This window comes from Streptomyces sp. NPDC004065, assembly GCF_044903565.1.
Classification (GTDB): Bacteria; Actinomycetota; Actinomycetes; order Streptomycetales; family Streptomycetaceae; genus Streptomyces.
Genome location: NZ_JBJDQT010000002.1, coordinates 408,088 through 419,589, shown reverse-complemented (window position 1 = coordinate 419,589; position 11,502 = coordinate 408,088). Strand labels below are relative to the sequence as shown.

11 protein-coding genes are annotated in these 11,502 nt (G+C 72.4%); all 11 read left to right on the top strand.

Annotated elements, in window-relative coordinates:
* Positions 1 to 40: 40 nt before the first annotated feature.
* The 11 genes from ACI2LW_RS05805 (at position 41) to hpnH (ending at position 11,500) form a co-directional block, all read left to right on the top strand.
* A complete protein-coding gene (locus ACI2LW_RS05805; protein WP_404729971.1) occupies positions 41 to 886 on the top strand; it encodes a glycosyltransferase family 2 protein in 846 nt (281 codons plus the stop codon).
* A gap of 102 nt (positions 887 to 988) precedes the next feature.
* On the top strand, positions 989 to 1,918 hold the full coding sequence (locus ACI2LW_RS05800; RefSeq protein WP_404729870.1) for an ABC transporter permease: 930 nt from the start codon (positions 989 to 991) through the stop codon (positions 1,916 to 1,918).
* Positions 1,911 to 2,720, top strand: coding sequence for an ABC transporter ATP-binding protein (locus ACI2LW_RS05795; RefSeq protein ID WP_404729869.1), 810 nt, complete (start codon positions 1,911 to 1,913; stop codon positions 2,718 to 2,720). Before ACI2LW_RS05800 ends, ACI2LW_RS05795 begins: the two co-directional genes overlap by 8 nt.
* 360 nt (positions 2,721 to 3,080) lie before the next feature.
* Entirely contained in the window at positions 3,081 to 3,977 is an 897-nt protein-coding gene (gene hpnC / locus ACI2LW_RS05790) for a squalene synthase HpnC (protein WP_404729868.1), read from the top strand.
* Positions 3,974 to 4,924, top strand: coding sequence for a presqualene diphosphate synthase HpnD (hpnD, locus tag ACI2LW_RS05785; RefSeq protein WP_404729867.1), 951 nt, complete (start codon positions 3,974 to 3,976; stop codon positions 4,922 to 4,924). Before hpnC ends, hpnD begins: the two co-directional genes overlap by 4 nt.
* Positions 4,924 to 5,064, top strand: a complete 141-nt coding sequence (locus ACI2LW_RS05780; protein WP_404729866.1) for a DUF6380 family protein — start codon at positions 4,924 to 4,926, stop codon at positions 5,062 to 5,064. Before hpnD ends, ACI2LW_RS05780 begins: the two co-directional genes overlap by 1 nt.
* Complete coding sequence (hpnE, locus tag ACI2LW_RS05775) at positions 5,061 to 6,506, top strand: hydroxysqualene dehydroxylase HpnE (RefSeq protein ID WP_404729865.1); 1,446 nt, start codon at positions 5,061 to 5,063, stop codon at positions 6,504 to 6,506. The genes ACI2LW_RS05780 and hpnE overlap by 4 nt, the downstream gene beginning before the upstream one ends.
* On the top strand, positions 6,503 to 7,642 hold the full coding sequence (locus ACI2LW_RS05770; protein ID WP_404729864.1) for a polyprenyl synthetase family protein: 1,140 nt from the start codon (positions 6,503 to 6,505) through the stop codon (positions 7,640 to 7,642). Before hpnE ends, ACI2LW_RS05770 begins: the two co-directional genes overlap by 4 nt.
* Before the next feature lie 116 nt (positions 7,643 to 7,758).
* Positions 7,759 to 9,783 (top strand): squalene--hopene cyclase, encoded by a 2,025-nt coding sequence (gene shc / locus ACI2LW_RS05765; RefSeq protein ID WP_404729863.1) that lies wholly within the window; start codon positions 7,759 to 7,761, stop codon positions 9,781 to 9,783.
* Positions 9,783 to 10,472 (top strand): 1-hydroxy-2-methyl-2-butenyl 4-diphosphate reductase, encoded by a 690-nt coding sequence (locus ACI2LW_RS05760; protein ID WP_404729862.1) that lies wholly within the window; start codon positions 9,783 to 9,785, stop codon positions 10,470 to 10,472. The genes shc and ACI2LW_RS05760 overlap by 1 nt, the downstream gene beginning before the upstream one ends.
* A 5-nt stretch (positions 10,473 to 10,477) precedes the next feature.
* Complete coding sequence (hpnH, locus tag ACI2LW_RS05755; RefSeq protein WP_404729861.1) at positions 10,478 to 11,500, top strand: adenosyl-hopene transferase HpnH; 1,023 nt, start codon at positions 10,478 to 10,480, stop codon at positions 11,498 to 11,500.
* Positions 11,501 to 11,502 lie beyond the last annotated feature (2 nt).

Sequence of the window (11,502 nt, the reverse complement as noted above, 5' to 3'; positions counted from 1 at the left end):
CGTGACGTCTTCCCTGAAGGTCGGCGCGGTCGTCATCACCATGGGCAACCGCCCCGACGAGCTGCGGGCCCTCCTCGACTCGGTCGCCAAGCAGGACGGCGACCGGGTCGAGGTCGTCGTCGTCGGCAACGGCTCTCCCGTCCCGGACGTCCCCGAGGGCGTGCGGACCGTCGAGCTGCCCGAGAACCTCGGCATCCCCGGCGGCCGCAACGTGGGCATCGAGGCCTTCGGCCCGGCCGGGCGGGACGTGGACGTCCTGCTCTTCCTCGACGACGACGGACTGCTCGCCCGCCAGGACACCGCCGAGCTGTGCCGCCGGGCCTTCGCGGACGACGACCGGCTCGGCATCATCAGCTTCCGCATCGCCGACCCGGAGACCGGCACCACCCAGCGCCGCCACGTGCCCCGGCTGCGCGCCTCCGACCCGATGCGCTCCTCCCGCGTCACCACCTTCCTCGGCGGCGCCAACGCCGTGCGCACCAAGGTGTTCGCGGAAGTGGGCGGGCTGCCGGACGCATTCTTCTACGCGCACGAGGAAACCGACCTGGCATGGCGGGCCCTCGACGCGGGCTGGATGATCGACTACCGGTCCGACATGGTGCTGTACCACCCGGCGACCGCGCCCTCCCGCCACGCGGTCTACCACCGCATGGTCGCCCGCAACCGGGTCTGGCTGGCCCGCCGCAACCTCCCGGCGCTCCTGGTCCCGGTCTACCTCGGGGTGTGGATGCTGCTCACCCTGGCCCGCCGCCCCTCGCGCCCGGCCCTCAAGGCGTGGTTCGGCGGCTTCAAGGAGGGGTGGACCACCCCGTGCGGTCCCCGCCGGCCCATGAAGTGGCGTACTGTGTGGCGGCTCACCCGACTGGGCCGGCCACCGGTCATCTGACAAGCTCGTTCCCTGGGGGCACCGGCCGCCACCCGGCCCGTGCCCGCGCCAGGCCCGTACATCCGCCCAGGATGCGCATCCAGTAGACGAAAGTATCCACTTGTGAGTGAGACAACGCATGACGGCGGCGTCGCCCTCGGGGCGGCCCCGTCGCCCGACGAGGGCCTCACCGCGGCCGCGCTCGCCGCGAAGTACGGGCTGTCCGTCAGCGGCGCCCGGCCTTCGCTCCGGGAGTACGTCCGCCGGCTCTGGGGCCGCCGGCACTTCATCCTCGCCTTCTCCCAGGCGAAGCTGACCGCCCAGTACAGCCAGGCCAAGCTGGGCCAGCTGTGGCAGGTGGCGACCCCGCTGCTCAACGCGGCCGTGTACTACTTCATCTTCGGTGTGATCCTCCATGCCGGCCGGGGCCTGGACCGCGAGACCTACATCCCGTTCCTGGTGACCGGCGTGTTCGTGTTCACCTTCACCCAGAGCTCGGTGATGGCGGGGGTGCGCGCGATCTCCGGCAACCTGGGCCTGGTGCGCGCGCTGCACTTCCCGCGGGCCTCGCTGCCGATCTCGTTCGCACTGCAGCAGCTCCAGCAGCTGCTGTTCTCGATGATCGTGGTGTTCGTCGTCACCGTCGGCTTCGGCAGCTACCCGAGCCTGTCGTGGCTGCTGACCGTGCCGGCGCTGGCCCTGCAGTTCATGTTCAACACCGGGCTGGCGCTGATCCTGGCCCGGATGGGCGCCAAGACCCCGGACCTCGCCCAGCTGATGCCGTTCATCATGCGCACCTGGATGTACGCCTCGGGCGTGATGTTCTCCATCGACGCCATGCTGGCCGGCAAGCCGGAGTGGTTCACCCGGCTGATGCAGGCCAACCCCGCCGCGGTCTACATGGACCTGGTCCGCTTCGCGCTGATCGACGGCTACGGCGCCTCGCACCTGCCGCCGCACGTGTGGGCGCTCGCCCTGTTCTGGGCCGTGGCCGCCTTCGCCGGCGGCTTCGTGTACTTCTGGAAGGCGGAGGAGAGGTACGGCCGTGGCTGAGCAGAGCGCCGCACAGCGCGCCGCGCGCGCCGGGGAGCGGATCCCCACCGTCATCGCCGACGAGCTGCACATCGTCTACCGGGTCAACGGCGCCAGGTCCGGCAAGGGCAGCGCCACCGCCGCCCTGAGCCGCATCCTCGGGCGCGGCAAGGACGACGCCAAGCGGGGCGTGCGCAAGGTGCACGCGGTGCGGGGCGTGTCCTTCATCGCCTACCGGGGCGAGGCCATCGGCCTGATCGGCTCCAACGGCTCCGGCAAGTCCACCCTGCTGCGGGCCATCGCCGGCCTGCTGCCCGCCGAGAAGGGCAAGGTCTACACCGACGGCCAGCCCTCGCTGCTGGGCGTCAACGCGGCGCTGATGAACGACCTGACCGGTGAGCGCAACGTCATCCTCGGCGGCCTGGCGATGGGCATGTCCCGCGAGGAGATCAAGGCGCGCTACCAGGACATCGTCGACTTCTCCGGGATCAACGAGAAGGGCGACTTCATCACGCTGCCGATGCGCACCTACTCCTCCGGCATGGCCGCCCGGCTGCGCTTCTCCATCGCCGCCGCCAAGGACCACGACGTCCTCATGATCGACGAGGCGCTGGCCACGGGTGACCGCGCGTTCCAGAAGCGTTCCGAGGAGCGCATCCGGGAGCTGCGCAAGGAGGCCGGCACGGTCTTCCTGGTCAGCCACAACAACAAGTCGATCCGGGACACCTGCGACCGGGTGCTGTGGCTGGAGCGCGGGGAACTGCGCATGGACGGGCCCACCGAAGAGGTGCTCAAGGAGTACGAGAAGTTCACGGGCAAGTGACCCGCGCGGCACCAGGCCCCGCCGGAACTGTTTCCGGCGGGGCCCGCGTCTGCAAAGGAAAGGTCAACTCCCCTCGCGCATAGGAATCTTGACACCAATCGGTGTGTTGTTGTGATGTGCAGGACACCCCCGCGCGGCACGGTGCGTTGTACAACGTAAGCTGTACCGGTCCCGGAAAGCGGCAAGTGGGGAGATAATGCGCGACACCCTCTGCCCGCGCGACCGCGCGGACAGCCGGGCGGCGTGTCCGAAATAGTGTGTATCCGGTCGGCAGTGTAGAACGGGAGATGTGACGGCAATGGCTACGGAAACTCCCCAGCTCAACGCAGCATGTGCCGTCCCCGCCCCGGGCAGCGGACGATGACCCCGGCCACAGCGGAGCGCGATCCGGAACGCGCCACCCTGGACAAGGCCGCGGGCGAGAACTTCCCCGTGGCACCGTTCTTCCTGCCCCGCGCCTGGCGCGAGGACCTCATGGCCGTCTACGGGTTCGCCCGTCTGGTCGACGACATCGGCGACGGCGACCTCGCCCCCGGCGGCGAGGACGCCCGGCTGCTCGGCGTGCCGGACGCCGACGCCGAGGACCGCCTGGCCCTGCTGGACGCCTTCGAGGCCGATCTGCGCCGGGTCTTCGACGGCACCCCGCGCCACCCGCTGCTGCGCCGCCTGCAGCCGGCCGTCCGCCGCCGCGGCCTGACCCCCGGTCCGTTCCTCGGCCTGATCGCGGCCAACCGCCAGGACCAGCTCGTCACCCGCTACGAGACCTACGAGGACCTCGTCGCCTACTGCGAACTGTCCGCCAATCCCGTGGGCCGCCTCGTCCTCGCCGTCACCGGCACCTCCACCCCCGAGCGGGTCCGCCGCTCCGACGCGGTCTGCACCGCGCTGCAGATCGTCGAGCACCTCCAGGACGTCGCCGAGGACCTCCGGCGCGACCGCGTCTACCTGCCCGCCCAGGACATGAAACGCTTTCACGTCCAGGAGGCGGATCTCGCCGCGCCCGCCGCGGGCGCGGCGGTGCGCGCACTGGTCGCGTACGAAGCGGAACGCGCCCGCCTTCTGCTGAATGAAGGCGCCCCTCTGGTGGGTAGCGTCCACGGCAGGCTGAAGCTGCTGCTCGCGGGGTTCGTGGCGGGGGGAAGGGCGGCGATCGCCGCGATCGCCGCCGCCGACTACGACGTACTTCCCGGCCCGCCGAAGCCCGGCAAGGCGCAGTTGCTGCGTGAGGTGGGCGTGATTCTGCGAGGAGAGGGGTGATCCGGGCCGTGGAGTTCGAGGAGCACGTGTCCGCACCGGTACTCGCCGCCTACAGCTACTGCGAGGCCGTCACCGGGCAGCAGGCACGCAACTTCGCCTACGGCATCCGGCTGCTGCCGACGCCCAAGCGCCGCGCGATGTCGGCGCTGTACGCGTTCTCCCGGCGGGTCGACGACATCGGGGACGGCGCGCTGGACGACGGGGCGAAGACGGCCCGGCTCCGGGACACCCGGGCCCTGCTCGGCCGGATCCGCGAGGGCGCGGTCGAGGACGACGACACCGACCCCGTGGCGGTGGCCCTCGCCCACGCCGCCCGCACCTTCCCGATCCCCCTCGGCGGCCTGGACGAGCTCATCGACGGCGTGCTGATGGACGTGCGCGGCGAGACCTACGAGACCTGGGACGACCTGAAGGTCTACTGCCGCTGCGTGGCCGGGGCCATCGGACGGCTCTCGCTCGGCGTGTTCGGCACCGAGGACGGCGCGCGCGGCGCCGAACGCGCCCCCGAGTACGCCGACACGCTGGGCCTCGCGCTCCAGCTGACGAACATCCTCCGCGACGTACGGGAGGACGCCGAGGGCGGCCGCACCTACCTGCCCGCCGACGACCTCGCCAAGTTCGGCTGCTCGGCCGGATTCCACGGACCGCTCCCGCCGGAGGGCTCCGACTTCGCCGGACTGGTCCACTTCGAGGTGCGCAGAGCCCGGGCCCTGTTCGCCGAGGGCTACCGGCTGCTTCCCCTGCTCGACCGGCGCAGCGGCGCGTGCGTCGCCGCCATGGCCGGCATCTACCGCCGGCTGCTCGACCGCATCGAGCGCGACCCCGAGGCCGTGCTGCGCGGCCGCGTCTCGCTGCCCGGACGCGAGAAGGCCTATGTCGCGGTACGCGGACTGTCCGGCCTCGACGCCCGGCACGTCACCCGGCGGACCGTCAGGAGGCGTGCCTGATGGGCCCGCTGGTCGACGGCGACCCGGCCGACGGGAAACGGCACGCAACCCTCCGCCGCCCGGGGGCGTCCCTGACGGCGACGGCCGGCCGCGGAACACCCGCTCACCGCGGCGGACGCACGGGGGAGGGCGCACGATGACGGACGGCACACGCCCGGCGGAACCACCCGCCGGCGCCCCGCGGACGCACCGCACCACCCCGCCCGGGCGGCACGCCGTCGTGGCCGGCGGCGGGCTCGCCGGAGTGACCGCCGCGCTCGCGCTCGCCGACGCCGGCGTGCGCGTCACCCTGCTGGAGGGCCGGCCGCGCCTGGGCGGTCTCGCCTTCTCCTTCCGGCGCGGCGAGCTGACCGTCGACAACGGCCAGCACGTCTACCTGCGCTGCTGCACCGCCTACCGCTGGTTCCTGGACCGTATCGGCGCCACCTCGCTCGCGCCCCTGCAGAACCGTCTCGACGTGCCAGTTCTCGACGCCGCGCGGCCCGAGGGACGGCGGCTCGGCAGACTGCGGCGCGATCCGCTGCCCGTACCCCTGCACCTGGGACGCAGCCTGGCGGCCTACCCGCACCTCTCGCTCGCCGAGCGCGCCGCGGTCGGACGCGCCGCACTGGCGCTGAAGGCGCTCGACCCGGCCGACCCGGCCCTCGACGCACAGGACTTCGGCAGCTGGCTGACCGCGCACGGCCAGTCGGCGCGCGCCGTCGAGGCCCTGTGGGACCTGGTCGGGGTCGCCACCCTCAACGCGGTGGCCTCCGACGCCTCGCTCGGGCTCGCCGCGATGGTGTTCAGGACCGGTCTGCTGTCCGACCCGGGAGCGGCCGACATCGGCTGGGCCCGCGTCCCGCTGGGCGAACTGCACGACCGGGCGGCCCGCAGGGCGCTCGACTCCGCGGGCGTGCGCACAAAGGTCCGTTCACGCGTCACCTCCGTCTCCACAAACGGAAACGGGGGCTGGAGCGTTCAGGTTCCCGGCGAGACCATCGAGGCCGACGCGGTCGTGCTCGCCGTACCCCAGCGCGAGGCGTACGGCCTGCTGCCGCCGGGGGCCCTGGACGCGCCCGAGCGGCTGCTGGAGATCGGCACCGCGCCGATCCTCAACATCCACGTCGTCTACGACCGCCAGGTCCTGACCCGGCCCTTCTTCGCGGCGCTCGGCACGCCCGTGCAGTGGGTCTTCGACCGCACCGCGGCCTCCGGCCTGAAGGAGGGTCAGTACCTGGCCCTGTCCCAGTCGGCGGCGCACCACGAGATCGGCACGCCCGTCGCCGAGCTGCGCGAGCGCTATCTGCCCGAGCTGAGGCGGCTGCTGCCCCGGGCGCGCGCCGCCGAGGTGAGGGACTTCTTCGTGACCCGGGAGCGCACGGCCACGTTCGCCCCCGCCCCCGGCGTCGGACGGCTGCGGCCCGGCGCCCGCACCAAGGCACCCGGCCTGTACCTGGCCGGCGCGTGGACCGCCACCGGGTGGCCCGCGACCATGGAGAGTGCGGTCCGCAGCGGTGTGAGCGCGGCGGACGCCGTGCTCGGCGCCCTCGGCCGGCCCCGCCCGAGCCGCCTGTTCGCCTTCGAGGAGGCGGCGGCATGACGCCCGGCCGGCAGCCCCCGGCAGGCCCCCGCACCCCTGGCACCGCAACAAGAGGAGAGACTGTGCCCCCTGTTCCCCCGGCCTCGACGCCCGCTCGAGCGACCGCGGTGGACGTGACCGCGCTGCTGGAGCGCGGCCGCACCCTGGCCACACCGGTACTGCGGGCGGCCGTCGACCGCCTGGCCCCGCCCATGGACACTGTCGCCGCCTACCACTTCGGCTGGATCGACGCCGAGGGCAACCCGGCGCACGGTGACGGCGGCAAGGCCGTGCGCCCCGCCCTGGCCGTGCTCTCCGCCGAGGTCACCGGCGCCGCGCCCGAGACCGGGGTGCCCGGCGCGGTCGCGGTCGAACTGGTCCACAACTTCTCGCTGCTGCACGACGACCTGATGGACGGCGACGAACAGCGCCGGCACCGCGACACGGTCTGGAAGGTGCACGGTCCCGCCCAGGCCATCCTGGTCGGCGACGCCCTGTTCGCCCTCGCCAACGAGGTGCTGCTGGAACTCGGCACCGTGGAGGCCGGCCGCGCCACCCGCAGGCTGACCACCGCCACCCGTGCCCTGATCGACGGTCAGGCCCAGGACATCTCCTACGAGCACCGCGACCGGGTCACCGTCGCCGAGTGCCTGGAGATGGAGGGCAACAAGACCGGCGCGCTGCTGGCCTGCGCCTGCTCCATCGGCGCCGTGCTCGGCGGCGCCGACGACCGCACGGCCGACGCCCTGGAGAAGTACGGCTACCACCTCGGCCTGGCCTTCCAGGCCGTCGACGACCTCCTCGGCATCTGGGGCGACCCGGAGGCCACCGGCAAGCGGACCTGGAGCGATCTGCGCCAGCGCAAGAAGTCCCTGCCGGTCGTGGCCGCGCTCGCGGCGGGCGGCGACGCCTCCGCGCGGCTCGGCGAGATCCTCGCCGCCGACGCCAAGAGCAGCGACTTCGAGAACTTCTCGGAGGAGGAGTTCGCCGCCCGTGCCGCCCTCATCGAGGAGGCCGGCGGGCGCGAGTGGACGGCCGGGGAGGCGCGCCGTCAGCACACCATCGCCATCGAGGCCCTCGACGCCGTCGGCATGCCCGAACCGGTACGGGCCGCGTTCACGGCGCTCGCGGACTTCGTCGTCGTACGGAAGAGATGATCGTTATCGCCCGAACCCACCTCGCGTAGTCGCCGGCCGGCGCCCGGAGGTCTCCGGCACCGGCCGACGGCGGACCCACAGCAGCACGACTCGCACGACTGCACGAAGGGGAAGCCATGACAGCGACGACCGACGGAAGCACCGGGGCCACCCTGCCGCCCCGCGCTGCCGCGGCCAGCGAAACCGTACTGACCACCCCCGTGGCGGCCGGGGTACAAGAAGCCGCCGCACACGCCGTCCGGCGCGCCACCGACTTCCTGCTGTCGAAACAGGACGCCGAGGGATGGTGGAAGGGCGACCTCGAGACGAACGTCACGATGGACGCCGAGGACCTCCTGCTGCGCCAGTTCCTGGGCATCCCCGACGAGGACACCACCCGCGCCGCCGCCCTGTTCATCCGCGGTGAGCAGCGCGAGGACGGCACCTGGGCCACCTTCTACGGCGGACCCGGCGAGCTGTCCACCACCATCGAAGCCTATGTCGCCCTCCGCCTGGCCGGGGACGCGCCCGACGCCCCCCACATGGCGAAGGCCTCCGCCTGGATCCGCGCCCAGGGCGGGATCGCCGCCGCCCGGGTCTTCACCCGGATCTGGCTCGCCCTGTTCGGCTGGTGGAAGTGGGAGGACCTGCCCGAACTCCCGCCCGAGCTGATCTGGTTCCCCACCTGGGCACCGCTCAACATCTACGACTTCGGCTGCTGGGCCCGGCAGACGATCGTGCCGCTCACCATCGTCTCCGCCAAGCGCCCGGTGCGCCCGGCGCCCTTCCCGCTGGACGAGCTGCACACCGACCCGGACGACCCCAACCCCGCCCGGCCGCTCGCCCCGGCCACCACCTGGGACGGCGCCTTTGAGCGCCTGGACCGGGCCATGCACGCCTTCCGCAAGGTGGCCCCCAAGCGGCTGCGCCGCGCGGCCATGAACACCGCCGCCCGCTGGATCATCGAACGCCAGGAGAACGACGGCTGCTGGGGCGGCATCCAGCCGCCGGCCGTGTACTCGGTCATCGCCCTGCACCTGATGGGCTACGACCTCAACCACCCGGTGATGCGGGCCGGCCTGCAGTCGCTGGACCGTTTCGCGGTGTGGCGCGAGGACGGCGCCCGGATGATCGAGGCCTGCCAGTCGCCGGTGTGGGACACCTGCCTGGCCACCATCGCCCTCGCCGACGCCGGACTCCCCGCCGACCACCCGCAACTGGTGAAGGCCGCCGACTGGATGCTCGGCGAGCAGGTCGTGCGCCCCGGCGACTGGTCGGTGCGCCGACCCCAACTGCCGCCCGGCGGCTGGGCGTTCGAGTTCCACAACGACAACTACCCCGACATCGACGACACCGCGGAGGTGGTCCTCGCGCTGCGCCGGGTGCGGCACCACGACCCGGAGCGGGTGGACAAGGCCATCGGGCGCGGAGTGCGCTGGAACCTCGGCATGCAGTCGAGGAACGGCGCCTGGGGCGCCTTCGACGTGGACAACACCAGCCCCTTCCCCAACCGGCTGCCGTTCTGCGACTTCGGCGAGGTGATCGACCCTCCGTCGGCCGACGTCACCGCCCACGTCGTGGAGATGCTCGCCGTCGAGGGCTACTCCCACGACCCGCGCACCCGGCGGGGCATCGACTGGCTGCTGGCCGAACAGGAGCCGGACGGCTCGTGGTTCGGCCGCTGGGGCGTCAACTACATCTACGGCACCGGGTCCGTCGTGCCCGCGCTGACCGCCGCCGGCCTGCCCGGCTCCCACCCGGCGATCCGCCGCGCGGTGGCCTGGCTGGAGTCGGTGCAGAACGACGACGGCGGCTGGGGCGAGGACCTGCGCTCCTACAAGTACGCCAACGAGTGGAGCGGCAGGGGCGTCTCCACCGCCTCGCAGACCGCCTGGGCGCTGATGGCGCTGCTCGCGGCGGGGGAGCGCGACTCCAGGGCCGTCGAGCGCGGCGTCCAGTGGCTCGCCGGCGCCCAGCGCGAGGACGGCTCCTGGGACGAGCCCCACTTCACCGGCACCGGCTTCCCCTGGGACTTCTCCATCAACTACCACCTCTACCGTCAGGTCTTCCCGCTCACCGCCCTCGGCCGGTACGTCCACGGCGAGCCCTTCGGCGGCAAGGTCCGCGCGGACCGGCGCCTGGCCGGGGCCGAGGGGACCTGATGACCACCCAGCCCGCCCCGGCCCCGCTGCTGATCGCCTGCGCGCTCGGCATCGAGCACCTCGCCCTGCGCATGAGCGACCGCGCGGCGCGGCGGCGCGGCCCCGCCCACCCCGCGGGCGCGGGGGAGGAGCCGGGCACGGGCGGGCCGGTGACCGTCCTGCGCACGGGCATGGGACCCAGGGCGGCGGAGCACTCCGTCACCCGGGTCCTGGCCGGGCCGCCGCTGGACCGGGCGGCCGTGCTCGCCACGGGCTTCTGCGCCGGACTCGCCCCGGGCATGCACCCCGGCGACCTGGTGGTCGCCGAGGAGACCCGGGACCCGGGCGGCGCCGTCCCCTGCGTCGGCACCGAACTGCTCGTCAAGGAACTCACCCGCGCCCTGCCCGGGCGCACCGTCCACACCGGGCCGCTCACCGGCTCCGACCACGTCGTGCGCGGAGCCGAGCGGTCCGAACTGCGCGCCACCGGCGCGATCGCGGTCGACATGGAGTCGGCCGCCACGCTGCTGGCCGCGGTGCGCACCGGCGACCGGCCGGTTGCGGCCGTCCGGGTGGTCGTGGACGCCCCGGAACACGAACTCGTTCGGATCGGCACGGTGCGCGGTGGAATATCGGCTTTCCGCGTTCTCCGTTCCGTACTGCCGACTTTCTTCGAATGGCACCGTAATGTGCTGCTCCCCAGGAGGTGAGCCAGATGGCCATGCCGCTGCGCCAGTCCATCAAGGTCGCTACATACTTGGCCGAACAGAAGCTGCGCAAGCGGGACAAGTTCCCGCTGATCGTGGAGCTCGAGCCCCTCTTCGCCTGCAACCTCAAGTGCGAGGGCTGCGGCAAGATCCAGCATCCCGCCGGGGTGCTCAAGCAGCGCATGCCGGTCGCCCAGGCCGTGGGTGCGGTCCTCGAGTCCGGTGCGCCGATGGTCTCCATCGCGGGCGGCGAGCCCCTGATGCACCCTCAGATCGACGAGATCGTGCGCCAGCTGGTGGCCAGGCGGAAGTACGTCTTCCTGTGCACCAACGCCATGCTGCTGCGCAAGAAGATGGACAAGTTCAAGCCCTCCCCCTACTTCGCGTTCGCGGTGCACATCGACGGACTGCGCGAACGGCACGACGAGTCGGTCGCCAAGGAGGGCGTGTTCGACGAGGCGGTCGCGGCCATCAAGGAGGCCAAGCGGCGCGGTTTCCGGGTGACCACCAACTCCACCTTCTTCAACACCGACACCCCGCAGACCGTCATCGAGGTGCTCAACTTCCTCAACGACGACCTCGAGGTCGACGAGATGATGATCTCGCCCGCCTACGCCTACGAGAAGGCGCCCGACCAGGAGCACTTCCTCGGCGTCGAGCAGACCCGCGAGCTGTTCAAGAAGGCGTTCGCCGGCGGCAACCGGCGCCGCTGGCGGCTCAACCACTCCCCGCTCTTCCTCGACTTCCTCGAAGGCAAGGTCGACTTCCCCTGCACGGCGTGGGCGATCCCGAACTACTCGCTCTTCGGCTGGCAGCGCCCCTGCTACCTGATGAGCGACGGATACGTCCCCACGTACCGGGAACTCATCGAGGACACCGACTGGGACAAGTACGGCCGCGGCAAGGACCCGCGCTGCGCCAACTGCATGGCGCACTGCGGCTACGAGCCCACCGCCGTGCTCGCCACCATGGGATCGCTCAAGGAGTCCCTGCGCGCGATGCGCGAGACGGTCTCCGGGAACCGGGGGTGAGG

Coding starts and splice junctions, on each gene's coding strand:
- ACI2LW_RS05805 (WP_404729971.1), top strand. CDS start 41: ATGGGCAACCGCCCCGACGAGCTGCGGGCCCTCCTCGACTCGGTCGCC.
- hpnC (WP_404729868.1), top strand. CDS start 3,081: ATGACCCCGGCCACAGCGGAGCGCGATCCGGAACGCGCCACCCTGGAC.
- ACI2LW_RS05780 (WP_404729866.1), top strand. CDS start 4,924: ATGGGCCCGCTGGTCGACGGCGACCCGGCCGACGGGAAACGGCACGCA.
- hpnE (WP_404729865.1), top strand. CDS start 5,061: ATGACGGACGGCACACGCCCGGCGGAACCACCCGCCGGCGCCCCGCGG.
- ACI2LW_RS05770 (WP_404729864.1), top strand. CDS start 6,503: ATGACGCCCGGCCGGCAGCCCCCGGCAGGCCCCCGCACCCCTGGCACC.
- shc (WP_404729863.1), top strand. CDS start 7,759: ATGACAGCGACGACCGACGGAAGCACCGGGGCCACCCTGCCGCCCCGC.
- ACI2LW_RS05760 (WP_404729862.1), top strand. CDS start 9,783: ATGACCACCCAGCCCGCCCCGGCCCCGCTGCTGATCGCCTGCGCGCTC.
- hpnH (WP_404729861.1), top strand. CDS start 10,478: ATGGCCATGCCGCTGCGCCAGTCCATCAAGGTCGCTACATACTTGGCC.